Annotated in this window: 23 protein-coding genes and 2 pseudogenes; 19 read left to right on the top strand and 6 right to left on the bottom strand. The window is 44.6% G+C overall.

The features are described 5' to 3' along the window. Position 1 precedes the first annotated feature (1 nt). Positions 2-808, top strand: coding sequence for a M48 family metallopeptidase (locus H1A11_RS07275; RefSeq protein WP_022402411.1), 807 nt, complete (start codon positions 2-4; stop codon positions 806-808). A gap of 617 nt (positions 809-1,425) precedes the next feature. Here the strand turns inward: H1A11_RS07275 and mobA are convergent. Further along, a pseudogene (gene mobA / locus H1A11_RS19080) lies at positions 1,426-1,848 on the bottom strand (conjugal transfer protein MobA). A gap of 710 nt (positions 1,849-2,558) precedes the next feature. Further along, on the bottom strand, positions 2,559-2,798 hold the full coding sequence (locus tag H1A11_RS07260) for a hypothetical protein (protein WP_181757959.1): 240 nt from the start codon (positions 2,796-2,798) through the stop codon (positions 2,559-2,561). A 206-nt stretch (positions 2,799-3,004) separates the two neighbouring features. Here H1A11_RS07260 and H1A11_RS07255 point away from each other — a divergent pair, with 206 nt between their 5' ends. Beyond that, positions 3,005-4,666 (top strand): IS1182 family transposase, encoded by a 1,662-nt coding sequence (locus H1A11_RS07255; RefSeq protein WP_061411457.1) that lies wholly within the window; start codon positions 3,005-3,007, stop codon positions 4,664-4,666. Positions 4,667-4,748: 82 nt separating this feature from the next. Here the strand turns inward: H1A11_RS07255 and H1A11_RS07250 are convergent, their stop codons facing one another. From H1A11_RS07250 to H1A11_RS07235, 4 genes are all read right to left on the bottom strand, one after another. Continuing rightward, the gene (locus tag H1A11_RS07250) at positions 4,749-6,683 is read right to left on the bottom strand and encodes a ParB/RepB/Spo0J family partition protein (protein ID WP_181757958.1); all 1,935 of its coding nucleotides are present in this window, start codon (positions 6,681-6,683) and stop codon (positions 4,749-4,751) included. Positions 6,684-6,708: 25 nt separating this feature from the next. Then, the gene (locus H1A11_RS07245) at positions 6,709-7,299 is read right to left on the bottom strand and encodes a hypothetical protein (protein ID WP_181757957.1); all 591 of its coding nucleotides are present in this window, start codon (positions 7,297-7,299) and stop codon (positions 6,709-6,711) included. Between the two features lie 64 nt (positions 7,300-7,363). Next, positions 7,364-8,380: a fusion protein gene (locus H1A11_RS07240; RefSeq protein WP_118939694.1), complete on the bottom strand. Its 1,017-nt coding sequence runs from the start codon at positions 8,378-8,380 to the stop codon at positions 7,364-7,366. Positions 8,381-8,412: 32 nt separating this feature from the next. Then, a complete protein-coding gene (locus tag H1A11_RS07235; RefSeq protein WP_118939695.1) occupies positions 8,413-8,667 on the bottom strand; it encodes a hypothetical protein in 255 nt (84 codons plus the stop codon). 542 nt (positions 8,668-9,209) lie between these two features. Between H1A11_RS07235 and H1A11_RS07230 the strand changes: the two genes are divergently transcribed. The 17 genes and pseudogenes from H1A11_RS07230 (at position 9,210) to H1A11_RS07155 (ending at position 25,509) form a co-directional block, all read left to right on the top strand. Further along, complete coding sequence (locus H1A11_RS07230) at positions 9,210-9,572, top strand: hypothetical protein (RefSeq protein WP_118939696.1); 363 nt, start codon at positions 9,210-9,212, stop codon at positions 9,570-9,572. Between the two features lie 6 nt (positions 9,573-9,578). After that, entirely contained in the window at positions 9,579-9,785 is a 207-nt protein-coding gene (locus H1A11_RS07225) for a hypothetical protein (protein ID WP_129942979.1), read from the top strand. Beyond that, entirely contained in the window at positions 9,769-10,314 is a 546-nt protein-coding gene (locus H1A11_RS07220) for an RNA polymerase sigma factor (RefSeq protein ID WP_118939697.1), read from the top strand. The genes H1A11_RS07225 and H1A11_RS07220 overlap by 17 nt, the downstream gene beginning before the upstream one ends. Before the next feature lie 4 nt (positions 10,315-10,318). Beyond that, positions 10,319-10,648: a hypothetical protein gene (locus H1A11_RS07215; RefSeq protein ID WP_117574213.1), complete on the top strand. Its 330-nt coding sequence runs from the start codon at positions 10,319-10,321 to the stop codon at positions 10,646-10,648. Positions 10,649-10,659: 11 nt separating this feature from the next. Continuing rightward, complete coding sequence (locus H1A11_RS07210; RefSeq protein ID WP_103983180.1) at positions 10,660-11,103, top strand: hypothetical protein; 444 nt, start codon at positions 10,660-10,662, stop codon at positions 11,101-11,103. A 12-nt stretch (positions 11,104-11,115) separates the two neighbouring features. Further along, positions 11,116-12,537: an SUMF1/EgtB/PvdO family nonheme iron enzyme gene (locus H1A11_RS07205; protein ID WP_255461552.1), complete on the top strand. Its 1,422-nt coding sequence runs from the start codon at positions 11,116-11,118 to the stop codon at positions 12,535-12,537. A gap of 17 nt (positions 12,538-12,554) precedes the next feature. Beyond that, positions 12,555-13,910: an SUMF1/EgtB/PvdO family nonheme iron enzyme gene (locus tag H1A11_RS07200; RefSeq protein WP_255461550.1), complete on the top strand. Its 1,356-nt coding sequence runs from the start codon at positions 12,555-12,557 to the stop codon at positions 13,908-13,910. A gap of 47 nt (positions 13,911-13,957) precedes the next feature. Further along, entirely contained in the window at positions 13,958-14,305 is a 348-nt protein-coding gene (locus tag H1A11_RS07195) for a Spy/CpxP family protein refolding chaperone (protein WP_117574217.1), read from the top strand. Positions 14,306-14,357: 52 nt separating this feature from the next. Continuing rightward, positions 14,358-15,059: a prolyl oligopeptidase family serine peptidase gene (locus tag H1A11_RS07190; RefSeq protein WP_181757956.1), complete on the top strand. Its 702-nt coding sequence runs from the start codon at positions 14,358-14,360 to the stop codon at positions 15,057-15,059. A gap of 131 nt (positions 15,060-15,190) precedes the next feature. Beyond that, the gene (locus H1A11_RS07185) at positions 15,191-17,956 is read left to right on the top strand and encodes an outer membrane beta-barrel protein (protein ID WP_181757955.1); all 2,766 of its coding nucleotides are present in this window, start codon (positions 15,191-15,193) and stop codon (positions 17,954-17,956) included. Positions 17,957-18,029: 73 nt separating this feature from the next. Continuing rightward, a complete protein-coding gene (locus H1A11_RS07180) occupies positions 18,030-19,016 on the top strand; it encodes an esterase family protein (protein ID WP_118939699.1) in 987 nt (328 codons plus the stop codon). Positions 19,017-19,219: 203 nt separating this feature from the next. Continuing rightward, complete coding sequence (locus H1A11_RS07175; RefSeq protein ID WP_181757954.1) at positions 19,220-21,628, top strand: ATP-binding protein; 2,409 nt, start codon at positions 19,220-19,222, stop codon at positions 21,626-21,628. Beyond that, positions 21,600-22,898: a sigma-54 dependent transcriptional regulator gene (locus H1A11_RS07170; protein WP_118939700.1), complete on the top strand. Its 1,299-nt coding sequence runs from the start codon at positions 21,600-21,602 to the stop codon at positions 22,896-22,898. The genes H1A11_RS07175 and H1A11_RS07170 overlap by 29 nt, the downstream gene beginning before the upstream one ends. A gap of 358 nt (positions 22,899-23,256) precedes the next feature. Next, positions 23,257-23,373 (top strand): annotated as a pseudogene (locus H1A11_RS19075) (DUF6047 family protein); the annotation flags it as partial. 420 nt (positions 23,374-23,793) lie between these two features. Beyond that, positions 23,794-23,958, top strand: coding sequence for a helix-turn-helix domain-containing protein (locus tag H1A11_RS07165; RefSeq protein ID WP_005655033.1), 165 nt, complete (start codon positions 23,794-23,796; stop codon positions 23,956-23,958). A gap of 3 nt (positions 23,959-23,961) precedes the next feature. Next, positions 23,962-24,264 (top strand): helix-turn-helix domain-containing protein, encoded by a 303-nt coding sequence (locus H1A11_RS07160; protein ID WP_002562202.1) that lies wholly within the window; start codon positions 23,962-23,964, stop codon positions 24,262-24,264. A 105-nt stretch (positions 24,265-24,369) separates the two neighbouring features. Further along, positions 24,370-25,509 carry an IS481 family transposase gene (locus H1A11_RS07155; protein WP_094582489.1) on the top strand — a complete coding sequence of 380 codons (1,140 nt, stop codon included), beginning with the start codon at positions 24,370-24,372 and terminating at the stop codon, positions 25,507-25,509. The last annotated feature ends 1 nt before the right edge of the window (position 25,510 follow it).

Raw genomic sequence — 25,510 nt, 5'->3', positions numbered from 1 at the left:
TATGAAAAAGAACTTCTTCATCATTGCTGCTGTAGTATGCGGAATGAGTTGTACCACCACTGCCTATGCGCAGTTCAAAATTGGTGGAAAGAAAATCAATGTGACCAAAGTTGTCCAAGCCGGTACAGATGCCGTCAAGGCCATTTCATTGTCCGATGCTGACATTGCAGCGATGAGCAAGGAATATATGGAATGGATGGATACACACAATCCGCTGACAAAGCCCGATACGGATTACGGCAAGCGTCTGGAGAAGCTGACTGGAAATATCAAGGAAGTGGACGGCTTGAAGGTGAACTTCGGTGTTTACGAGGTAATAGATGTGAATGCCTTTGCGTGTGGTGATGGCAGTGTACGCATCTGCGCCGGACTGATGGACATCATGACGGATGATGAAGTGATGGCAGTTGTTGGTCATGAGATAGGTCACGTCATCCATACGGATTCCAAAGATGCGATGAAGAATGCTTACCTCCGTTCGGCTGTGAAGAATGCTGCCGGTGCGGCAAGTTCTACAGTATCCAAATTGAGTGATTCTGAACTGGGTGCCATGGCCGAGGCATTGGCAGGTGCTCAATACTCCCAGAAGCAGGAGACAGAAGCGGATGATTATGGCTTTGAATTCTGCATCAAGAATAATCTCGATCCGTATGCCATGTACAATGCTTTGAACAAATTGCTTGAACTTTCAGCGGAAGCACCGAAGGAATCTAAGTTCCAGAAGATGTTCTCTTCTCATCCGGATACAGCCAAGCGCGTGGCACGTGCCAAGGAGAAAGCGGATGAATATATGAAAGATAAGAAATAACTATCCGTTGCTTACTATGATGAAGTGGGATCAGAGGTTTCTCTGAATCCCACTTTTTTTGTGCCGAGACTATGATATAGGCTTCTGGGGAAGCTGATAGGGATAATTCGTTAGTTCACAGTGCTGAACACTTTGTTTTAGCTACAGAAAACAAAGTGTTTTTATATGATGAAACGAAATGTTCTTTTAAGGGAAACAAAGTGTTCCCTATGATAAAACACAGTATTTTGTTGTAATTTGCTATAAATCAGAAGTTAATTACAGCATTTAAAAGATGCAGGTAACGATTTGGTAGCAAAAGTCTTGCTTTTGGTTACACTGTTTTGCATAGTTTCAAATAACTCATATACAAATATAGGTATTGTTTGAAATATAGCCAAATTTACATAGGATATTTTTCATATATATTTGTGTATTAACGTTTTGTTTATTAACAGGCATAAGACTTGTATAAGGTTCTAAAATCTATATGTAACCTTCAATCAGTTCGTTGTCAGAAGTATCGATCACTATTTAGGGATACCATAAGACCTTTGCCGTACCGTCATCCACCTTTTTATTATAGGCAGTCACTCCGCAGGAGAAACTGCCCGATATGATATTCGGCACTATAGACATTATTCCTTTTTAGTAAGATACTCCTTTTCGTACCGTTTTGTAAGTTCAATAACCTGCCTGCATACTTCTTCCAGCTTACGTGTTTCTTCGGCGAGTTTATAGAGAAACGCAAGCGATTTCTTCTCCCCGTAAATAGTGTGGATAGTCTTTACACATTGGTTATAATTGTTTCCTATCCTGCGGAATTGCTGATAGAAAGCTGTGAGTTGGGCATAGTATTCCTGCGCTTCCTTATCAATCTTCACTACCTTGAACTCTCAGCCGAAGATGCGTGCAAAGATAAATTCGGCCTTGTTCTTCATACCCGATTGCTCAAACATCGTGATGAATTTTTCATTTTCCTCACTGTTCAACCTCACTGAGTAGCGATGCACCCGTGGGTCTGCGAGCACTTTGTGCCCTGCTTTGTTTCTTACCAGCATTCTTTTCTTCATGACATGAATATTTTAAAAGGTTCGACTTGGGAGAACCTTTGCCCCGCCCGAAAGACCTTTCGGGCGAGACTTTGAGGGCCTGAACTTCAAGTGAGGGCCTCAAAGTACACCTCGCTATATGCTGGCGCATATTAAAATCCGGCTGTGCCGGATTAAAGGTCTGAAGGATTGTCATACGTTCTCTGCCGAGAACGGGCTGCGTTCTCCCGGCAACAAAGGTAGAGAGTTTTTTCTATCCGCACATTATGGCGGTTCCCGCCAACACCCGCCAATGAATGACTTTGAAACCAGGGAATACTTTATGGATACTCTTTTAAGGTTTATTTATAGCCGGGCAGTTATTCAGTTATCCGTTTGAATAAGTAAATGGTCTGGTATTTGAATTGCTGTTCAGGCAATTATTAAGATAGTTACCCGAATAGGCAGGCAAATATTCGGCCGAATGGATATATGATTATATGGATATGTGGGCTGCCGTTTGAATATGTACATAGCCACATAGCTAAATAGCTATGTAGCTGAATAGATAGATAACTATATAGCTAACCGGATAAACAGACTACAGAACGGATAACTGAAAAGATAAACAGCTATTCATCTGGTTATCAATAAATCTATTATTATCGTATTAGTGGAAAAATACTATAAGAATTATCTTATTCTTTAAGAGGAAGTATTCAGGTGTGGGGTGTGGCAGGTCATTCCACCGACTCGCCGCCATAGCGAAGGCGGCAGATGTCCTTGTGGATTTCACACATGATATGCAGCTGCATCCGCTTGCTGATATGGCGGCTTTGGGAACGCATGAACAGACGGTTCTCTATCAGGCTGCAAAACTTCGTGCCCTCCCTGCTTACAATGCAGACAATCTGATTTTCAAGGAAAAAATCCCTGTCGGTGGAATACTCCACATTCGGGGCTGTTCTTATATACTTCATATATCGGTATTTTAAAGGTTTTACGGTGGCGGTGTGGGTGGGGTCGTCCGGCCCTGCCCTCTGTTCTCTTGGGGGGCGGTGAAAAAGATGAGGTTGTGTCAAAATGCTGACACAGCCTTTTTTTATGCGCAAAGCCCAGACTTTCTCAAGCCCGGGCTTTGTTATTACCCAAAGTTTTCGTATCTTTAGGCATAAAGTTTTTCGTTATGGCAAAGTTACATTTTCGTCCTTACATTCCCAACCAAACCGTTCTTTTTCCACAAAGAATTGATGAAAACATAGCTGCGAACGACCCGGTCCGCATCGTGAATGCTGTTATTGACAACCTCAATCTTGAGAGTTTCAAGAAGCTTTATAAGGAAACGGGCCGTTGTCCTTATCATCCTAAAATGATGCTTAAGGTGATAATCTACGCCTACATGAATAATATCTATTCTTGCCGTAAAATAGAGAAGCACCTCCTTCGTGACATTCATTATATTTGGCTTGCCGGTAATGAGCATCCGGATTTTATCACGATCAACCGTTTTCGTAACCGTGTAAAGGAGGAAATAAATAATGTATTTACCCAGTTGATTTTTGTCCTTGCCGATAAAGGTTTCATCAGCCTTGATGTGGAGTATATTGACGGCACCAAGATTGAATCCAAAGCCAACAAATATACTTTTGTCTGGCGCAAGACAGTCGAACGGAACCGTACGAGACTAATGGATAAAATCCGTATTCTCTTGGAGCAGGTGGATGAAACCATTGCACAGGAGAACTCTATAAAAGACACATCCGTGGAGTTTACTTCCTGCAGGCTCTCTGACATAGTGGATGAACTTAAAGAAGCCCTGGAACGCCAGCCTGCAACAAAGGATAAGGAAGAAAAGAAAGCCCTGCGCAAAAAGAAGAAGCAGGTCAGGGAACTTGAAGGGTATCGTGACAAGCTGATAGAATATGACAATCACCTTGATACCCTTGGAGAACGTAACTCCTATTCCAAGACCGATCCTGGTGCCACATTCATGCGCATGAAAGAAGATGCCATGAAGAACGGGCAGACCAAACCCGGATATAATCTGCAAATAGGTACTGAAAACCAATTTATCACAGACTTCCGTCTGTTTCCCAACCCTACCGATACACTGACCCTCATACCTTTTTTCCACTCTTTCCAGTACCGCTATAACCGTTTACCGAATATCTGCGTGGCAGACTCCGGTTACGGTTCGGAAGAAAATTACCGGTTCATGCAGGAGAATGGGATAGAAGCCTTCATCAAGTACAATTACTTCCATAAAGAACAGCGTCCCCGTTATACTCCCAACCCGTTCCATGCCGAAAGTCTCCATTACAATGCCCAAGAGGATTATTACGTTTGTCCTATGGGACAGCACATGAACCGTATAGGAACCAAACGTGACAAGACAGCGAGCGGATACATCACCGAAAGTGCCCGGTATAAAGCAAAAAGATGCGAAGGTTGCCCTTTGCGTGGCAGTTGTTTTAAAGCTCGGGGGAACCGTATTATAGAAGTCAACCACCGATTAAATCAATACAAACGGCAGGCACGGGAAAGGTTGCTCTCAGAAGAAGGTATCAAGCATAGAGGCAGGAGGTGTATAGAACCAGAAGCTGTGTTTGGACAAATGAAATACAACATGGCATACAGAAGATTCCGGCATGTGGGAGAAGACAAGGTTACAATGGACTTTGCTTTCTTTGCTATAGCCTTTAATATCAAAAAAATGTGCGCTAAACTGATAAAAGAAGGAAAGGGGCTCATTACAGTTGCCAAATATTTGTTTATGGGACTATTTATAACCCGATATAATTGGAATATAGCAACTTGCTGCCAAATGCATGAGGAAAAAGTAGCATAGCCAAAAGAAAATATAGCAGAACTTAAAATATAAAAGAGGTTGTGCCAACGTTTTGACACAACCTCACGTTTTCAGCTTGGGGTTATGCTGCCTTTCCGCTTTCGGGCTTCTCCGTTTTCGGGGCGGTGACTTTCTTCTCCGTCTTTTCCGCTGCCTGCTGTTTTTCCGCTTCCTTAGCTGCTTTCTTTTCCGCTTTCTTCATTTCCTTTATCCTTTCCTCCAAACGTTCATGCCGTTTCTGATATTCTTCCTCGTGGGTGGCTCTGGCAAGTCCGTACTGGTCGGGGAAGTGCATGTTTGCGAAGTCCCTCAACAGTTTGGATGCGTTGTTGTCTCCGTGGCCGTTCTCACAAAGGAAGTGGCTGATGAAGTCCCGTTTGATTACCGTCTTTTGTGCGTCCGTCAGTTTGGCAACGATTTTCATCCGCTGTTTCTCGTCCAATGCGAAAGGCTGGTCCTTGATGCCGAAAAGCGGGAAATGTCTCCTTTGAAGTTGGGCAAGCATGGCGAAATAAACCATACCGTCCTCGTACTGCGTGAACGGGCTTTCGGGATAGTCGTTCTCACGGACAATCTTTTTCGTATCGGCAACGGTCTTTTCGATGGAAAGCTGTTTGAAACGCTTGTCCCTTTCCTGCAATGTCCCGATAGTGACGGGGGCGGTTTCCTTCCTGTTTATCTCCACGTAGCAGAGTTCGGGTTCTGTCTGCCCTACCTTTACATAGGTCTTTATCCTGCCTTCCTCCTTCATGCGGTCAAGTTCCTCCAGCTTTCGGGCATATTCCTCGTTTCTGCGCTCAAATGTCTGCACCGCCTGTTCGTACTCTTTCGTTTGGGTGAACTGCTCTTTCTTCGGTGCTTCGGGTGCTTTGGGGAATTCCCTTGCCGATACGTTGTAGTCAAGTTCCTTGATTTCATGCCCTTTCTTGTCCAATTTCTGTAGTGCCATATCGTTACGGCTTCCGTAGTAGGGGCGTGCGACAACCAGCTTCGGATCGGATTTCAAAAGTTTCTCCGTCTCTTTTGCCACATGGGCTGCGTTCTTGGCTTCCATACATTTGCGGTTGGTGCAGTGTCCGCACCCGTTATGCTCGGCAAAAAGGTTGTAATTGGCTGCGTTGTGTACGCATGTCTTGCATTCCGTCTTGTCGAACTTGTATTGCCCAAGGTCGGTGGTATAGTATTTTTCAAAGTACCTTTTGAAGAGGTTCAATGTATATCCCGTCCAATCCTCACCGTTCCCCTCTTTGAGGTGCTTCTCGTACACGTCCTTTTGTATATCGGGCTCATAGGTGCTTATCTCCTCGGCTACGCTGACGGTGATTGTTTCATTGTCCAACAGTTCACCGATAGGCGCATAGAGTTCGTTCAGTTTCAATCGGGTATAGATATATTTCTCGCTCCGTCCGAAACGGGCGGTCAGTGAATACATGTCATATCTGCCCTTTTCAAGCAACCGCTTGAACGCTTTTGCTTCTTCGGTGGGGTGTACCTGCTCACGCTGCAAGTTCTCGCTTAACGACATGTCTTCCGCTTCATCGTCCGTCACATTATTATATATGGTTGCCTTTATGGTCTTTGCTCCTGCAAGCAATGAGGCACGGTAACGGCGTTCACCGTATATGATTTCATAACCGCCTTCCGTGCGTGGGCGTACTGCAATGGCCTGCAGGATTCCCACTTCCCGAATGCTTTCCGCAAGTTCCTGCAATGATGCGTCATTGAACGTCTTGCGGTGGTTGTCCCTACTTGGGTGTACGGTGGTGATGTCAAGGTCTGTTTCGGCTGTGGCCGTTGCAAGCGGTGTCTTGAACGTGGCCTGCTGCGGTGCTTCTTCCGTAACAGTGGGAACGGTTGCCGTTTCGGGTGCTTCTGTCACTTCGGTAGCCGTGGGCACGTCCTGCGGTGTGAGTAGTGTAATCGGTTTCGGGATGATTGCCAAAGCGGTCACCTTTACTGCATTTTCTTTCTCTGATTTCTGTACGCTGTTCGTCTGTACTTTCTTGTTCGTTTTCATAATGATAAGTTTTAAATGTTGATAATTAATTGAATAGTTTTCCGTCTGAAAGGTATTCCCAACCGTTGGCGTTGCTTTCTTCCGTGAAGTATTCCAAAGTCCGGGTGCTTTCCATATCATCCCGACAAGCACGGAAAAAACTGTCGAGACATTCGTTCATAAGGCTGTCAAACGTGATATTTTCGGTGGGGGATTTCAAGAACTGATAAATCGGAGCAAGAATACGGTTATCTATATAATAGCCCGTAAGGGGACAACAGGCATCTACAAATATCCTGCTTTTTCGTCCTTTCGTCCCTTTCCAAAAATATTTTGGCGTGTACAGGTCGTTCCAATGGTTGTTCATCAGATAGGCCGCCAACCGCCAACCGTTTAGCCCGTCTATGCAGTCTTCCTGCCTGCTGCGGTAGTCATAGCTGTAATTGCATGCGTCATATCTCCAATTACGGCACACAATGCCGAAGCGTTCGCAAAAGGTATCAAGGGTCTGACGGTTCTCGTGTGTCCAACCGTAAAAATATCGGTTGCACAACCATTCGTTGTGTGCTTTCTCTTTGGCTTCCTCGGATAACTCGGTTATCCGATAGAGGGTGTATGTTCTTGTTTCCGTTCTCATGTCGTTACTTTTTTATGGGTTCGTTGATAGGCGGGCGGATTGTTCCGCCCTGCCGTTCATGCTGTCATACACGGATGCACGTAGCGAGTGCTTCCCTTACTTTCGTTTCCTGCTTCTTGGAATATATCCACCCTGCACGCCTTTCGCCCTTATAGGTGAGGTTCGCACGGAACAGACCGTTCAAGTCTTTCAGAATGTCCTTTATCGGCCTGGTGTCACCGAATACGGCAATCGCCTTCTCGCTGTATTCCACGATTTCAAGACTGAGGGTTGAAAGGTCTGCGGTTGCTGTGGATTGTTCTGCCGTATCGCTGTTTCTCTGCGGTGCTTTCATGCAAAGGTTGGCTTCATCCCCTGCGGTGTGCGCATACCGTTCTATGAATTTTTCAAGGTCGTGGATAGGCTCTTTCTCAACCGTCCAACCGCTGTACTTGTTCCTGCCCAGATACATACCGTCTCCCATGCTGTAATTTTCACGGTGTTCGTAATCTGCGTTATATTCCGCCAAATAGGCTGTTCCCTCAAAATTGGCGGCATGCTTGCGCATTTCTGAAAAGAGGTTGCGTGTATGTTTGGAAAAGCCTAAAATGACGGTTCTTGCTATACTGTAGTCATAATAGTCCGTATAGCTGTCGCACTCGTTTACCCGTAACGTGCCGATAATGACCGCCTTTGCATCCGTTGGGACAAGGGGGCGCAAACGCTCCGCACCGATTTTGGCGATACGTCCGTATTCCTCTCTTGTTTCCTTCGCTTTCTTTTCTTCTTCGGCTTTCTTCTCTTTTGCCTTGGTGAGTAAAGCGGCTGTTTCCAACGGATCTAAAAACCTGGGGTTCGCATCATCGTAATAGATTCCTATTCCGAATTTTTCCGATAACGGCCGGATAAGGTCGGATGTATGAAACTCGTATGTCCGCAAATTGATAAGATGATAGGTTATTCCCCACCCGTTGCGGCTTACTTCATACACAACATAGCTGTCATAGCTGTAGCCTTCCAATACTACTACTTGATTGACTGAAACGGTCTGAACGCTTCTGTCGTAACTTCTGTTAGCTCCTAATAAATGTACTTTAGTCATAATGATTTGATTTTAAAATGATTCATATTCTGTCAGAGTATCACGCAAAGAATAAGGATGAAAAGAGCGGGCACGCAAAGGATACGCCACACGGCACGGATGAGGAAAACCACCACCGCCAAAACTGCCGACATGGGCAGAATACCACCCAAAAAGGCACACACGAAACGCACCGCCACATAGACCACGAAACCGACCAGCGACCACTTCACCCAATTTTTAATGCCGGTTGGAGCTGAGCCGAAGCCTCGTTTCCAATCCTGCTGTATTTCAATTCTCTTTTTCATAACATTGACTTTTTTTTATGCCTTGTCGGTGGCTTCACCTTGCTCGTTTCAGGGGGCAGATACGGACGGGGAGAAAATATGCAAGGCTTTTGGTGAAAAATTTTCAACCGCCCGGCTGGACGGATTGAAAAATTTTCGCCAAAACCCGCAGGGCGCGAAGCGGCCTTGCAGATTTTTAGGGGTCCCGTCCGTAGCTTCGCACCCTGAACCCGGCAAGGTGGAGCTACTGACGGGATAAATAAAAATGGGAAAATCGTTATATGGGAAAAAGAGAATTGAAATACGGCGGGATTCAAGGGCTGTTGCTTGAATGGTATAATAGAATATTACAAGTAATGTAATACAGAAAAAAGCCGAATTTAATCAATAGAAATTGTGTTTCTTATATTTCTTAGCAAGTAAAATATTAAATTAAAAAACAAAAATATTACTTGTTTGATTTTACTTTCATTCCTTTATCGGGTCTTTTATACAGAACATCCATTTAAATGAGCTCATGAAAAGGTATGTAAGATAAAATTGTCTAATAAAAAATAGTAACTATGTATGCAACTATAAAAGAAAAGGTAGGAATGCTAATTTTGGTGATGTTGTTGATTTGCGGAGCTGTAAATGCCCAACATTGGCGTCACTATTGTTACTATCCTTCTAATCGGGTTGTTACCGTTGTGGTTAAACCGGACATGCTCCATTATATCAGTAACCGATTCAATCGAAAGGAAAGATTGGCAATGGCTATGGCTTACTTGAAAACGAACAAATATCTGACGATTAAACAATATGCCAAGATGACGCAACTCAGTAGAGCTGCGGCAGAAGCTGAACTGGATGCTTTTGCCATGGATAAGAAAAATCCAATACAACTCGTAATTAGAGGGAAAAAGAAAATATATACCAAAAGATAATAGGATATGAAAAAGATTTGGAAACTACTGATGCTGGGAGTGACAGTCTTGTTTTTGCTGCAATCCTGTGTGACTGTACGCAAGTCTCGTCATCCCCATCACCACAGGCATTGTATGGTCATTAACTCACAGATTACGGATATGACTAAGTTAAATACACCTTCCATCTATATGGCAAGTGAATCCCCGACTGTTTATGAGCATAAAGGATGACAAGGAACTGGTGGAGCTAACGGCTAAGGAACCGGAGAAAGGTTTCCGCTATCTGATGACAAAATATAGGGAAGCGGTTTACTGGCATATCCGAAGGTTAGTTGTAACCCATGAAGATGCACAGGATGCAACGCAAGAAACTTTTATAAGGGTATTCAGGTCATTATCCGATTTTAAAGGCGAATGCACTTTACGTTCCTGGGTATACCGTATTGCCACCAACGAAGCTTTGCGCCTGTTGGATCGGTATAAAAAAGAGGAACGGGTGTCATTGGATGATTCTTCGAGTGAGCTAAGCAATCTGATGGCTGATGAATTTGTCGATTACAATGATTTGGAAGCTGTAAAGTTGCAAAAAGCCATTTTATCCTTGCCTACCAAGCAACAGCTGGCTTTTAACTTACGATACTATAATGATTTGGGATATGATGAGATTGCCGGAATTATCGGTTCAACAACTGATGGTGTAAAGTCCAGCTATCATATTGCCAAAGATAAGATTGTCAAATACATGAATGCTAACAATTAGATGTATGAAAGAAGATTTTGATTTCGACCGCGTAGGTAAACGGCTGCCTTATACCGCGCCGGACGGTTTCTTGGATGATATGGAAAACAATGTATGGGAAACTGTAAAATTGGAGATGCTTCCTTCCAAGCCCAAACGCAACTTTCGCCTTTGGTATTCTGTGACGGGAGGACTTGTGGCGGCAAGTATTGCATTATTGGTTGTCTTCAACTTATTACCCCATGATTCAAGTAATAGTTTTGAAGATGTGGAAAAGGCTTTTGCCAATCTGAGCAGCAGCGATCAGGATTACCTGTTTGCGACTTATCAGTATGATCTGTTTATGAACGAATAATAACAAAGGAAATGAAGAATATCACTAAAGTAGTTGTACTTGCCTTGGTCATGATTGTGTTCCATGTAAATACGTATGCCCAAAAGAGCGAGCAGCAGCGTATGACCCGTGAACAACTGGCCGAGACACAGGCTCAGTTTATAGCTAATGAAATGGCGATGGATAACAAAACGTCCCGGCAGTTTGTGGAAACTTTCTGCCAGTTCCAAAAAGAAATCTGGGCATTAGGTCCCCGACCGAAAAGAGAGAAAGCCCATCTTTCGGATAAAGAGGCTGAACAAGCCATGAACGAAAGGTTTGCCCATAGTCAGAAGATACTTGACCTACGTAAGAAGTATTATTTGAAGTACAGCAAATTTCTGACTCCCACGCAAATAGAGAAAGTATATGTATTGGAAAGAAGAATGATGAACCGGCTGTTTCAACGTTCTCAAAATAAAGATAAACGTAAATAAACAATGAAAATTATGAAATTAAAAGCTTTTGGCATATTTTGTTTGTCGTTCTTCATGACGACAGCTATGTCTTCTTGTGACAGTGATGAGATTACAGACCAACCGGGAGAAGTATCCGGCAGCGGAAATCCAACCTTGACAGTTCTTGCCGAACAAGTGGCTGGAAGCGACGGATATGATGAAAATGGGGTTACTGCGTTGAATCTACCAAGTTCGCAGGATGTAAGTAATATTTACAGTGGCTTGAAACTGAATTTCTCGCTGTCTGGAATCACTAAAATAGAGTTGGAAAGTGTAGACGGCTATGCCTTGGCCGGAACAACAGGCATTCAATGGGGAGATTCAGGGGAAGCGTTGACCGGGGAAGTGGAAAACGCCAACTCCATCCTGGTGTTCAATGCCCCGGATGAAAACGGATTGACTCCCGGAAAAGACTACTCCATTTTTACCTTGCCTTGCGACCTTTATGGAGGTTATCGCCTGTCTATCTATCGGGAAGGCCTCGTGGCACATTATTTCGGTGTGCATCAAACGGTGGCAATGGGCTCATTCATCACACCCGCTGACCTGATTGAAAGTGAATTGGAGTTTGACGACCCGGATGCGCCGCTTGTAGAAGAAGAACGACCGGAACTGGATGCTACGACTACGGCACTTCTCCGTCAATATCAGCAGAACCCTACAGAGGAAAACAAGCAGGCTTTGCTGGATCAAATGGGTGTTCGTTATGATAAAGTGGTAGCCCGTAAAAAAGCGAAGCTCCGCGAATTGGAAAGAGAAGCCCTCACCTTGGATGTGGTGGAAGAAATGCAGAAGATTGTGGACGAGATGGTAGAAAACCGTGACATCCGGCTTGAACAGCAATTCCTGCGTCTCATCGATCCCCGAAATGACGACAATCCGGATGATGCGTGGATGGTGCTGAGAGGGGCTTCCGCTCCCAATGCCTACATCGGTTATGCTCCCGTTACCAATGCGGAATATGCAGTCTTCAAGTCGGATTTTACCTATGAAGCCGGACAGGATAATTATCCGGTGGTGAATATCACCGTAGAGGAAGCCACGGCCTATTGCGATTGGTTGGCACAGAATGACCCGACGCATAGCTATCGTCTGCCGACCGATGAAGAATGGATTTTAGGTGCCGGACACATGCCCAAGGATGTATCCATGAATGCGGGTCATGTGGAGACGGGTCTGACAGCGGTAGATGCTTATAGCCAGACAACCGGTGCTTGCGGAGGTATTGACTTCTGGGGCAATTGCTGGGAATGGACTATTTCAACGGATGCTGAGGGGCAGTATATCATCAAAGGCGGCAGCTGGGATTCGGAACGCGATGATTGCCGCAGCGAAAAATCAGACGTCGTTCGTTCCGGAGGTCAAGGCTATGCCAACGTCGGTTTCAGAGTCGTAAGAACAGATCTCATCTAATTATCTAATCACATTACATGATGAAAAAAATATTTTTAGCAATGGCTGTTGCCATTGTGACGGTCACTGCTGTGTCCGCACAGAAGGATGACAGTGACTCAAAAATAACAGTATCGATTCATCAGACCGACCAGGAAGACGGGTATGAAGGGAGTGCCGAACAGCGTTGTGGCATCCGATTTAACCTTCCGATGGCAGGTGTGGTGAAGATAGAAGTGGAAAGTGTGGACTGTCTTCCGCTGGCTGGTACGGCAATCACCCGCCAGGATGCTTTTGGGAAAACCGTAGTCGGTGATATGGCGCATACCAGCACCATCATTACCTACATCTCCAGTGAGAAGTCCGGGTTCACCCCCGGAAAGGACTACTACATTTCCACCCTCCCCTGCAATCTGTATGGAGGATACAGGTTCTCCATTTACAAGGACGGTCTGGTGGCACACTATTTCGGAGTACATCAGAAAGTAGAGTTGGGTGAGTTCATCAGTCCTGATGATTTGGTGGAAAGTGAACTGGAGTTTGACAAGCCCGGTGCACCGCTGGTGGAAAAGGGGCGGCCTAAAATGGACTCCAAGACACATAAGCTCTTTGTCCTATACCGGAAGAATCCGACGGAAGCCAACAGACAGGCGTTACTCGACCAGATGGGGGTACGCTACGACAAAGTAGTGGCCAGAAAGAAGAACAAGCTGCGCGAACTGGAACGCGAAGCCCGTACTTACAGCATTGTGGAACACATGCAGGGTATCGTTGATGAGATGGTGGAGAACCGTGAAACACGAATCCGGCAACAGTTCCTCCGTTTCATCGACCCCCGAAGGGACGATAATCCGAAGGATGCGTGGATGGTGTTGCGTGGGGCTTCCGATGCGACGGCTTATATCGGGTATGCTCCCGTCACCAATGCCGAGTATGCTGCCTTTAAGCCCGGTTTCACTTACAAATCAGGGCAGGACAATTATCCGGTAGTGAACATTTCCCTCCAGGATGCCCAAGCCTACTGCCAATGGCTGACGGCTCAGGACAGCAAGCATATCTATCGGTTGCCCAGTGAAGAAGAATGGATCTTGGGTGCCGGACACATGCCCAAAGACGTAGCCATGAATGCCAATCATGTGGAGTCGGGACTGACTGCCGTAGATGCCTACAAGCAATCTACCGGCGCCTGCGGAGGGATTGACTTTTGGGGTAACTGCTGGGAGTGGACCACTACAACGGATGCCGACGGACAGTATCTTGTGAAAGGGGGCAGTTGGGATGCCAAACGTGACGACTGCCGCAGCGAGAAATCGGACGATGTGCGATCCGGAGACAAAGGCTATGCCAATGTGGGGTTCCGGGTTGTCAGAACAGATACTCCCCAATCCAAATAGACAGAGATTATTATCTACTTTTTATCAACTCATAATAGAAATTTAGTATGAAAAGAATGTTTTTAATGATGGCCATTGCCATCGCTACCACCTTGCAGGTACCAGCACAAGAAAGTAAAACCAAGCTCACTGCGCAACAGCGGACTGAACAGCGCATCAAGGAAATGGATGAAAAGCTGACCCTGAGCGATGAGCAGAAAACGAAAATCCGTGAATTGTATGCGGATTTCAACAAGCAGAAATATCCCCGTGAAAAGCGCAGGGAAGCCCTCGAAAAACTGACGGCGGACATCTGCCTTCTGCTGACAGCCGAACAGCAAACGGTCTACAAGCAGATGATAGAACAGTCAATCGCTGACATGAAGAAAGGAAAGCGTGGTCAGTCGAAAGAATGATTTACTGCGAATACAGCGGCAGCGCATGATAATCATAACTATTCTTTTGTATATGAGCATTTGGGCATCAGCTACACCATGCAGATATACAGATTCAGACTTCAGTTTCAATGTATGGTCATATAATAGCATCACACTTCCTTACAGGGAAACGGTGATAACAGCCGGTGGCACACAACAGAAACCGATATTGGTAATCTATTTGCATGGCGGACTAAAGCGTGGAAGTGATAATGTCAGACAAATGAATGAAGATGCAATCTATACGATTGCCGATTACCTTTGCAGAAACCGTATTAATGCCTTTATGATTGTACCTCAATGTCCGGACCCCCTTACGTGGGGAGTCCAGACAAATGAGATTATAAAAAATCTTGTTGATGAATACATGAACAAGGGAAAAGTGGATCCAGACCGTATCTATCTAATGGGCGGTTCTATGGGAGGAACAGGGGTTTGGAGAATGGCATCTGCCTATCCTTACTTGTTTGCCGCCGTTATGCCGGTAGCCGGAAATCCGGACACGGTAGATGCTGCTCTGCTCGCCAATACTCCGGTCTGCACGGTGATGGGGACTGGCGATAACCTAATGGACATTGCTCCAGTCACTTCTTTTATGGAACGGTTAAAGGAGCTGAATGGGGAAACTATACTTGACGTGGAAAATGGCTGGTCACATATTAAGACTTGCACAGAGAGCTATACGGACAAACGTCTCAATTGGATTTTCAATCATATACGCTCAAGCGAATAGCCGGTATATATAATCCCACAATGTTCTTTGCGATAAAAGAGTCATCGGTAGCCGCTTTTATTGAAAAAACAAGATTCCGGCTTCCTTTGGAGGTGAATGATCAATTTCTTCTTTTAATCAAAGCTGTTTTTATGGTAAGAATACTTTTGCTTGTGGCATGTCTATGCCTGTCACTGTCCGTTTCGGCTCAAAGCCTAAGTGGTGTCGTAAAAGATAAGGCTTCGGATGAGGTCTTAATTTCTGCAACAGTCAAATTGGTTCCGGAAAATGGGAGTGCCTTATTTACAACTACCGATTTGAGCGGGCAATTCTATTTCAATAAGCTTAAATCAGGTACTTATGTCCTGAATATTTCTTATGTAGGCTATAAAGCTTTTATGGAAACTGTTAAAATAGCAAATACTTCCAACAAAATCAATGTATATATGCAGGAAAACTCACAGTTGCTGGGAGAAGTTGCAGTTACGGGACGTGCTACCCGAGCCGAACAACGTGGTGACAGTCTCATGTACAATGCGGAGGCGTTCAAGGTAATGCAGGGAAGCTCGGCTGAGGATTTGCTGGCAAAGATGCCCGGTGTTGTTGTCGAGGGCGGTACTGTTCAGGCTCAGGGAGAGCAAGTGGAAAAGATTTTAGTGGATGGCAAGGAATTCTTTGAAGGGGATGTCAGTCTGGCTGTCAAGAACCTGCCTTCGGACATTATTGCCAGTATCGAAATTTTTGACAAGAAAAGTGACCAGTCTGAGTTCACCGGATTTGACGATGGCGAAGAAGTTAAAACTATAAATATCGTCACGAAAACGGGATTCCGACAAGGAACTTTTGGAGAGATGACTGCGGGATATGGTACTGATGAACGTTATAAGGTAAATGGGAATCTGAATTTCTTTAATGAAAATCAACGTATATCAGTATTAGGCATGTCCAACAATGTAAATCAGCAGAATTTTTCACAAGAAGATTTGACAGGAATCCTATCTTCAAATTCTGGAAACAAAAGAAAAGGATTCCGGAATGGAGGCGGAAAAAAAGGTTACCAAAGTGGAAGTTCCGTAGCAGACTTCATGATTGGCAGCATGGACGGACTTACATCCACCAATGGGCTGGGACTGAATTATGTAAACCAATGGGGGAAAAAGTTAAAGATAACTTCGAGCTATTTTTTCAATAAATCAGATAATCAGACCCTTCAACAAACAAACCGTAATTATTTGGATGCAGCATTGGCTGGAATGTCTTATGAAGAATATAAAGAGAATTACCTGACCAACTGGAATCATCGGTTCAATTTCAAGCTGGATTACCAGATAAACGAACGGAGTTCGTTGCTTTTTCGTCCATCTTTGAGCTTTCAAAATATGGACAGCAACAATTCATTGCAAGGGACAAACAAAACTGACGGGGCCTTGAGCAATGAAACAAGCACCACAGCAGTTGGAGAAAACAAAGCCTATAATATTGGTGCGGATCTGCTGTTCCGTCATCGTTTCACAAAACCGGGACGAACATTATCATGGATGCTGAGCGGACGCATGAGCAATACGGATGGCAGTAACCGTTCAGATTTTACAGACTTATTGTACAGTTCTTTGGAACAGAACATTCCTGAAGAACATAGCCAATTGAAGAATAACATCAAAAAACAATACAGTTTCCGTTCCAACCTGACTTTTACGGAAAAAATATCCGATGAGCTTCAGTTGCAGTTGGGATATAAGCTCAATTATTCTGATTCGGAGAACGGACAAAAGACTTTTGTGTCACGACCGGACGAGGAATCCTACGAGCAACTGGATGAAAATCTTTCCAGCATGTATCGGTCGGATTATCTGACCCAATCCGGGAATGTAGGTATTCGTTATCAGAGCGACAGATGGAATGCCATGTTGAGACTGGAAACCCAATGGGCAAACTTGAAGGGAGATTTAACCTATCCTCAATCCGAACATCATTCCCGCAGTTACTTTTCAGTCCTTCCCTCACTGATGTTCCACTATGTCTTAGACCAAACCAATTCGTTGCAGTTCCGTTACCGTAGCATCACATCTTCGCCGTCCATAACGGATTTGCAATCTGTGGTCAACAATTCAAATCCCCTGTTTCTGTTTGCCGGGAATCCTTATCTGGATCAGGAATTATCGCATATAGCCAATCTTCGCTATGTACATACGACAAAGTCCGGACATACTTTTATCGCCATGCTGGGAGCCACCTATAAGCAGAAGTACATTGGAGACAGCACGTTTGTAGCCAATGAGAATATAGAGTTGATGCCTTCTGTTACACTCAACAAGGGGGCACAGTTTACCCGACCGATAAACTTGAATGGCTACTATTCACTGCAATCCATGTTGACTTACGGATTTCCTCTTGATTTGATCCGCAGCAATATCAATGTCAGCGTAGCTGCCAATTACACCAATACCCCCACTGTCTTTAATGGGGTGACAAGCGACACACGTGAACTGAACTTAATACCTAAAATAATTATCGGAAGCAATATCAATAAGAATATAGATTTTACAACCTCTTACTCTGCTGTCATCAACAATATATTCAGTTCATCTGATGAAGCTACAAGCAACGATTACATCACTCATACCGCTTCTGTCAAACTGGGTTGTATGTTCTTTTGGGGGCTTACTTTGCGCAGTACGTTTAGCTATATAGGTTACACAGGTCTGGATACGGGTACGAAAGATTACTGTCTATGGAATCTGTCTTTAGGTAAGAAATTCCTGAAAAACAATGCTGCTGAAATCAAATTGGAAGCTTTTGATGTACTCAAACAGAACCGGAATTTTACACATCGGTTAGAAAGCAACTACTGTGATTATATATCAAGCAATGTGTTGGAGCCATATATGATGCTTAGTCTTACCTACACGATACGTTAGTATAATGATTCAGCAAACGTGGTATAATATACAATCAAAGAATAATATTTAAGCAACTTATAAACAATTTACTATGTGTACATTTTCTATGACTATTAAAACCTTCTTGCTTTGTCTGTGTCTGACAGCTTGCAATGGCAACGAGGAGGTAACCGAAGCTGAGACTTCCTCCGGCTATCCCTCACTCTTGAACAAGACCGTACCTGTTCCAGCCGAATATCTGGAGGAAACCGCTTCCCAAGGAAGCGTGGTGCAAATTGACTATGACACCCGCAACTATGTGGATGGGAACGGTGAAATGCGCTCAAATACGGCCTATCTCTACCTGCCGTATGGGTATAAGGAATCATCCGATGAATGCTATGATGTGTTCTATTTCGTACATGGGCATGGAGAAACAGCTGCCTCCTTCTTTCAGAACGAGAACGGCATGATGCGGAACTTGCTTGACCACCTGATCGAAAAGGGAGACATGTCTCCGGTTATCGTGGTATCCACAAGTTATGTATATGGCACTCCTGTCGATTACTATCCTGATGCTGACCCCTATTGCAAGGCTCTTCCTCAAGAACTGGTCAACGACCTGATTCCATTGGTAGAGAGCCGTTACTGTACATACACTCAGCAAACGGACTTAGAGGGGCTGCAGGCTTCCAGGAATCATCGGGCCATCGGAGGTTTTTCCATGGGAGCGGTAACCACCTGGTATGCACTGGAATATACACTGGACTATTTCAAGTATTTCCTGCCGATCAGTTCCGACGGATGGTCATTGGGACGTTTTGCCGGAATGAATTATCCCGATGAAACAGCGGCTCATCTGGCCAATATCGTCCGTTCTTCATCATCACTGGAAAATGATTTCTACATTTGGGCATGCAGCGGGACAGATGATGTAGCTTACGACAGGATATGGACGCAAGTACAAGCCATGGCCAAATTTACGGATGTGTTTGATGTAAATCATCTGACTTTTCATGAACAAGAAGGGGCTCGGCATGAGTTTCGAGCTATTGCAGAATATTTGTACAATGCTTTACCAACATTGTTTTCTAATTGACAGAAGACAATACTACATTCAGTAGCTTTTCCATTTTATTCTTCAAAACGTAGAATCCATTTTTTCGGCTAATACATCATTAATATAAAAGATGATTTAATATGAAAGTTCCATTACACACTAATCAGGTTGTATTGTGACTTTTCAAATTTTATACTCTATTAGGTATGGATATTGTATAAAATTTTACAGTTGGTTTTATTATGTGGTTAAAGTTAAAAATATTTTTCGGCTATGTTATTTTAATTTTACTATTAGCCTTCATTGTCTATCAGTTCCGTCAGGAACAGGGGGTGAGACACATGCTGCGTAAAGAAGAAAAGGAACTGGCGGTGATACATCGTTTGGCAATAAAAAACTACATTAGCTTGTTGGAGCTCTCTACCTATGCGGAAATTGCCATAACATGGGATAATGACGACTTGAAGAAATACCGTCGCAAACGACATGAGATTTGCGACGGTCTGCAACTTTTAAAGAAGCATATCCATACTCCATTACAGAAAAGCCACATTGACTCATTGTGCCTTCTTCTTTGGAATAAAGAAATCCTTCTTTTTAAGACAATACATGCTTTCAATGAATTGCTGGATATAGGTAACATTGTACAGGAAAGTATCCCTTCCATTATACAGACCGTTCAGAAACAAGCTGTACAGCCAAAGGAAAATATGTCCTTTTTAGAATTCAATACAAAAGACATTCCTAAAAAGAAAAAAAATGTTTGGAACGTTTTTAGGGAAAAAGAGAACCAATCTGTTTATTTGCAACAGCGGGAAGAGGCTGAATGTAAACAATATCCCTTATCATTTGCCCCTTCAATCGAAATGACAACACGTATGCTCCACTCTTTAAATAAAAGGTTTTCCTTGGAACAGGCTGAAAGATTAGTGCAAATACAGGCACAGATGGACAGCTTATACGTTGGCAGCATGGAGCTGAACGAAAGGATGAACAGCATGGTCTCTGAATTTGAACGGGAGAATAACGAACGTTTTGCTGCAGGCTACAGAACCTTTGTCCTTGAACGGAATAACTCCTACTATGTGATAGCCGGCTTGGCTTTGTCTGTCTCTTTACTGGCAATTGTATTGTATATCCTCATCCACCGGGATTTGAACCGCCGTCTCCGGTACGAGAGGGAACTTGAACAGTCCGACAATCGGAATAGAGAATTGCTCCGTTCACGTAAGGAGCTGATGGCCTCGGTGACCCATGACCTGCGTGCTCCGCTGGCAGCTATCAGAGGCTGTGCGGAACAGTTACCTTTGGAAAGCGATGGTAGTCGCAGAGCCGGTTATCTGGGCAATATCCTGCATTCGTCCGATTATATGCTCGCTCTGGTAGACACGCTGATGGAATATCACCGGATGGATGAAGGTGGGACGCACTCCAAAAACACACTCTTCAGCTTGAAAACTCTGTTTGAAGAAATAGCGGACAGCCACCGTCTTGCCGCCCGGCAGAAAAAACTTGCGTTCACCGCATCCTTCTCCGGTCTGGATGTTATGGTCAACTGTGACAGCTCGCATATCCGGCAGATAGTCGGCAACCTGCTGTCCAATGCCTTGAAGTTCACATTTCACGGGAAGGTGCTTCTTGAGGTGGAATACCGGGCGGGAAATCTCCACATTTCTGTCCTGGATACGGGTATGGGAATAGGGCTTGAGGAGAAAAAACGGATATTCGGAGCTTTCGAAAGGCTCGACAATGCGCGTAATATCCCCGGCTTCGGGTTGGGGTTGGCAATTACGGCCCGACTCGTATCCTCAATGCAGGGGCATGTGGAAGTGGAGAGTGTACCCGGTAAAGGCAGCCGTTTTTCTGTTTTCCTGCCTATACTACCGGCCGAACAACTCGTCTGTCCGGAAGAGAAGTTTTTTCCTGTTTGTGAATTGCCCGTTGATATCCGTGTGCTGGTCATTGATGACAACCGTATCCAGCTGGAAGTCATCAGTAAAATGTTTTCCCGCAGTCAGATTCACTGTGACTGCTGCACCGATGTCCGGGAGTTGATGGATTGTCTGAACAAACAGAAATACGACCTTCTACTGACCGACATACAGATGCCCGGTGCAAATGGCTTCTCGGTCCTTGAGCTGTTGAGGACATCGAACATTCCTCGGGCATGGGAGATTCCCGTCATAGCCATCACGGCACGTTCCGATAAAAAGGGAAAGTATCTTACCGCAGGTTTTGCCGACTGTCTGTATAAGCCTTTCTCTGAGGAAGAGTTGCTGGCGGCAGTTTCACAAATGGATCGATCTGATTTTGCTGCCATCATGGAAGGAGAGGAAAACGTGGAAGAGATGCTGGACCTATTTATAGAGGATACCATGGATGAACTTGCCGGAATAAGGGACGCTTTTTCCACGGGAGATTATAAGAAGTTGGGGAGTATCATACACAAAGCCGCACCGCTTTGGGAAATGATCCGTATAAACATTCCCCAAAGTGAACTGAGGGAAATGGCTTCCATGCCTTCCGAAAAATGGGGTGGCTTATCGGACGAAAGAATAGAGGAACTGATTAAAGCTGTGGAATATGCTCTAAAGAAAGCAAAAAGAATAAAGAAAAGGCTATATGGAAACTGTATTGATAGTAGAGGATGACCGTGTGTATGCACGTGCTACCACAAACTGGCTGGTGAAAAACGGTATCAATGCCCGTTATGTATTATCCGTGGACAATGCAAAGGAGTTTTTGGGCAATCATGATGTGGATCTGGTATTGTCGGATTTTCGTTTCGACAACGGCAATGGCATGGAACTGCTGGAATGGATGAATACACATGGCTATCGTATTCCTTTCCTTATCATGACAGGCTACGGGGACATACCCGGTGCAGTGGAAGCTGTTAAAAAAGGTGTCGTGGACTATCTGCCCAAACCTGTGCAGACAGAAAAGGTACTCGGTATTATCCGGAAAGCATTGGAACGTAAGAGAAGGGACGGCAATACAAAACAAAGATTCTATACAAGCAAAAGCCCTTTGGCATTGAGATTGCAGGAGCATATCCGGCTGGTGGCTCCGGTGGATACGTTAGCCGTGCTGATACGTGGCGCATCAGGGACAGGCAAGGAGTATGTGGCCCGGCAGATACATGTGTTGAGCGGTCGGTCGGATGCATCTTTCATCGCAGTGGATTGCGGGGTACTTCCGAAGGAACTGGCGGCATCGGAACTGTTCGGTCATGTGAAGGGCGCCTTTACCGGAGCGACGGAAAACAAGACGGGCATGTTTGCCGCCGCCAACCATGGGACACTGTTTCTGGACGAGGTGGGCAATCTGAATGCCGAGGTACAAAGGGCACTGTTGCGTGCCTTGCAGGAAAAACGCTACCGCCCCGTAGGCGGTAAAGAGGAGATTCAGACGGACATCCGTCTGGTAGCCGCTACCAATGAGGACCTGGAGAAGGCGATAGCCGAAGGACGTTTCAGGGAGGACCTGTTCTATCGTCTGAATGAATTTCCGTTGCATGTACCATTGCTGGCAGAGTGCATTGAGGATATTATCCCGTTGGCGGAATTCATGCTGGATGCCGCCAATCAAGAGTTCTCAAGGAAAGTGAAAGGCTTTGACCGCGAAGTACAGAAACGGTTGAAATCTTATTCGTGGCCGGGAAACATACGGGAATTGAGGATGGTTGTCAGACGGGCCACCTTATTGGCGAAAGATGACTGGATAACCACCAGGGAGATAGACATTCCCGATAAAGGCAGGCAACCGGGAGAGTATTCACTTAATGACGAGCGGACGGAACGGGCAATCATTCTGAAAGCATTGGAGGCAACGGGCAATGACAGGAAGGCTGCCGCACGGCTACTGGGCATCAGTCGGAGCACGCTTTATCTGAAATTGAAAAAGTACCGTTTGGATTAGAATATGTCCGGTACACAGTGTTTTTATGCACATATCATTTTCAAATGTTTTTAATTAATTTATTATCGGTGGTTTATATATTTATCCTTTCAAGCACGACACTTCTTCTTATTTCGGTAAGATGAATGGAGCGCTGAATTGTAAAGCCTAAAAACATGATACGATTTCTTCTGAATTGGTGATAAAATTCCCGGCTGTCCATAAACAGAGGGGATAGCTCTCGCTGATAGAAGGAAAAGTGAATCGTTGTCATGACCATTTCGGTTGGTAGGAAAACGGAGAAACGATAAGGTAGGCATTTCAAGGCAGGTCAGTATTAAAAAATGTAACGGACAATGAAAGTTATGATCTTACCTCCACATGGGAGAACTATTATAGGCTGATTGACGCTGGAAAGGGGCTGAACCTGACGCGGAGCCCATACAATTATGATCGGATGACACTGCTGTATATCATGGACAAAAGCTATCGATAGACGGAGTGGTTGATGAATCCTCCGATTAGTTCAGTTATCACGGGAAAATTGAAAAGATAGAAGACAAGCTGTCGGGTCGGAACAGATGGGATGTGTATGATGTGATGCTGGAGAAGGCATGGAAAACAAGTAAGGAGAAGGAAGTTCCGTTGTCGTATGGATGCAAGTGACGAGCTCTTCTCTTTTATCGTTAGATACGCCAATGCACGCCAGCGGAAGACTCTGATACTGTCCGTTTGAAAAGGATATAAAATGTGCTTTACTTTGCTACATATTCAGAAACTTAAAAAGAATTTTAGTATGGAACTGACGATTATTGAAACAAGCGCGTATCAGGAGTTGAGAAAACTGGTCAGCACGCTGGCCGTACAAATGAGTGACTTCCAGAAAAAGATTGCACCGCCTGCGTCGGACAAGTGAATGGATGCGCAGGACGTATGTCTGGCTTTGGGCATATCGAAACGATGCCTGCAAAATTACCGTGACAACGGGCTAATCCCCCACTCGAACGTAGGGGGAAAATTTTTCTACCGGGAAACGGATATTCAGGAGATACTGGAAAACGGACTGATCAAAAGGAAGTAAAGTATGGCGGAGATTATCACAAGGGATTCGGAAGAGTTCAAGGAACTGGCTGGATGGATAAAAAAAGCGGGGAAAGCGGTGGAAGAGGCTACGGCACGGATACGCCCGACAGTTGCGGACGAGCATTACATGACGGGGGATGAGATATGCACCCTATTGCATATCTCACGACGGACGTTGCAGACGTTGAGAGATGAAAGGCTGGTGCCTTATACCACTATCGGGGGGAAACTGCTCTACCCGGAGAGTGCCCTATACGAAGTGTTGAAAAAAAATTACAGGGATTTCAGACGGTTCAGAAAATAAACAAGTAAAATAAAAAACGTCCTTCGGCTTATCTGAATTAGTCAAGACTTAATCTGACAGTTACGTATAAAAAGAATAAATTTGTAACAGAAAACAGATTAAGTTATGACAACATCAGAAAAGGTCATCAAGAACAAACTGGGATTGCTTGAACTCTCCCAACAGTTAGGAAACGTATCACGTGCTTGTAAGGTTATGGGCTACAGTCGTGACAGTTTTTATCGTTTCAAAGAGTTGTATGAACAAGGCGGTGAAGTCGCCTTGCAGGAGATTTCTCGCCGTAAGCCTGTCATAAAGAACCGTGTGGAAGAACACATCGAGCAGGCAGTCGTACAGATGGCGATAGACAATCCTGCATTGGGGCAAGTCCGTGTATCCAATGAGCTACGTAAGAAAGGTATTCTTATTTCGCCGGGCGGAGTGCGTTCCATTTGGCTACGGCACGATATGGAGACCTTCCAGAAACGCCTGAAAGCATTGTCAGCCAAAGTGGAACAAGAGGGCATTATCCTTGATGAGAACCAAGTGGCGGCATTGGAAAAAGCAAAAGAAGAAAAGCAGGCTCATGGAGAGATAGAAACTTATTATCCCGGTTTTCTACTTGCCCAAGACACTTATTATGTAGGATATATCAAAGGTGTGGGACACATTTATCAGCAGACCGTCATTGATACTTACTCCAAAATCGGATTTGCCAAGTTGTATGACAGAAAGAATGCGCTTGTTGCTGCCGATATGCTTAACGATAGGGTTATTCCTTTTTTCGAGCAGCATGACTTGAAACTGATGCGTATGCTAACAGATAGAGGAACAGAATACTGCGGAAACAGAGAAAATCATGAGTATGAATTGTATTTGGCTGTGGAAGACATTGATCATTCTAAGATTAAGGCGAAAAGCCCTCAGACAAACGGTATATGTGAGCGATTTAACAGAACCGTGCAGAATGAGTTCTATGCTATTGCATTCAGAAAGAAAATCTATACCTCTATCGAACAGCTGCAAGCAGACCTTGATATGTGGATGAACTCCTACAATACCCAAAGAACACACTCTGGAAAGTACTGTTTCGGGAAAACGCCCATGCAAACTTTTATCGAAGGAATCGCTGTGGCAAGAAAGTATCAACTGCAAAATCAGGAAATGATAAAACCGAATGAGCAGGATAAAATCTCATTCGGTTGTGAGGATGATGAAACTTGTGTAACTTCGCAACAAACATCTGACAGTTTTTTTGTCCGATAGT

The sequence above is a fragment of the Bacteroides sp. CACC 737 genome (assembly GCF_013874375.1).
Classification (GTDB): Bacteria; Bacteroidota; Bacteroidia; order Bacteroidales; family Bacteroidaceae; genus Bacteroides; species Bacteroides uniformis.
Note: the sequence above shows the minus strand (reverse complement) of the source record. Positions and strands in the feature narration are given on the sequence as shown.

Excerpts from the sequence above, each read along its gene's own strand:
- H1A11_RS07235 (WP_118939695.1), bottom strand. The coding sequence starts at position 8,667 with ATGAAAAAGAGAATTGAAATACAGCAGGATTGGAAACGAGGCTTCGGC.
- H1A11_RS07275 (WP_022402411.1), top strand. The coding sequence starts at position 2 with ATGAAAAAGAACTTCTTCATCATTGCTGCTGTAGTATGCGGAATGAGT.
- H1A11_RS07165 (WP_005655033.1), top strand. The coding sequence starts at position 23,794 with ATGGATGCGCAGGACGTATGTCTGGCTTTGGGCATATCGAAACGATGC.
- H1A11_RS07215 (WP_117574213.1), top strand. The coding sequence starts at position 10,319 with ATGAAAGAAGATTTTGATTTCGACCGCGTAGGTAAACGGCTGCCTTAT.
- H1A11_RS07205 (WP_255461552.1), top strand. The coding sequence starts at position 11,116 with ATGAAATTAAAAGCTTTTGGCATATTTTGTTTGTCGTTCTTCATGACG.
- H1A11_RS07185 (WP_181757955.1), top strand. The coding sequence starts at position 15,191 with ATGGTAAGAATACTTTTGCTTGTGGCATGTCTATGCCTGTCACTGTCC.
- H1A11_RS07230 (WP_118939696.1), top strand. The coding sequence starts at position 9,210 with ATGTATGCAACTATAAAAGAAAAGGTAGGAATGCTAATTTTGGTGATG.
- H1A11_RS07180 (WP_118939699.1), top strand. The coding sequence starts at position 18,030 with ATGTGTACATTTTCTATGACTATTAAAACCTTCTTGCTTTGTCTGTGT.
- H1A11_RS07195 (WP_117574217.1), top strand. The coding sequence starts at position 13,958 with ATGAAAAGAATGTTTTTAATGATGGCCATTGCCATCGCTACCACCTTG.
- H1A11_RS07175 (WP_181757954.1), top strand. The coding sequence starts at position 19,220 with ATGTGGTTAAAGTTAAAAATATTTTTCGGCTATGTTATTTTAATTTTA.
- H1A11_RS07155 (WP_094582489.1), top strand. The coding sequence starts at position 24,370 with ATGACAACATCAGAAAAGGTCATCAAGAACAAACTGGGATTGCTTGAA.
- H1A11_RS07255 (WP_061411457.1), top strand. The coding sequence starts at position 3,005 with ATGGCAAAGTTACATTTTCGTCCTTACATTCCCAACCAAACCGTTCTT.
- H1A11_RS07190 (WP_181757956.1), top strand. The coding sequence starts at position 14,358 with ATGAGCATTTGGGCATCAGCTACACCATGCAGATATACAGATTCAGAC.
- H1A11_RS07225 (WP_129942979.1), top strand. The coding sequence starts at position 9,579 with ATGAAAAAGATTTGGAAACTACTGATGCTGGGAGTGACAGTCTTGTTT.
- H1A11_RS07240 (WP_118939694.1), bottom strand. The coding sequence starts at position 8,380 with ATGACTAAAGTACATTTATTAGGAGCTAACAGAAGTTACGACAGAAGC.
- H1A11_RS07160 (WP_002562202.1), top strand. The coding sequence starts at position 23,962 with ATGGCGGAGATTATCACAAGGGATTCGGAAGAGTTCAAGGAACTGGCT.
- H1A11_RS07245 (WP_181757957.1), bottom strand. The coding sequence starts at position 7,299 with ATGAGAACGGAAACAAGAACATACACCCTCTATCGGATAACCGAGTTA.
- H1A11_RS07250 (WP_181757958.1), bottom strand. The coding sequence starts at position 6,683 with ATGAAAACGAACAAGAAAGTACAGACGAACAGCGTACAGAAATCAGAG.
- H1A11_RS07210 (WP_103983180.1), top strand. The coding sequence starts at position 10,660 with ATGAAGAATATCACTAAAGTAGTTGTACTTGCCTTGGTCATGATTGTG.
- H1A11_RS07170 (WP_118939700.1), top strand. The coding sequence starts at position 21,600 with ATGGAAACTGTATTGATAGTAGAGGATGACCGTGTGTATGCACGTGCT.
- H1A11_RS07220 (WP_118939697.1), top strand. The coding sequence starts at position 9,769 with ATGAGCATAAAGGATGACAAGGAACTGGTGGAGCTAACGGCTAAGGAA.
- H1A11_RS07200 (WP_255461550.1), top strand. The coding sequence starts at position 12,555 with ATGATGAAAAAAATATTTTTAGCAATGGCTGTTGCCATTGTGACGGTC.
- H1A11_RS07260 (WP_181757959.1), bottom strand. The coding sequence starts at position 2,798 with ATGAAGTATATAAGAACAGCCCCGAATGTGGAGTATTCCACCGACAGG.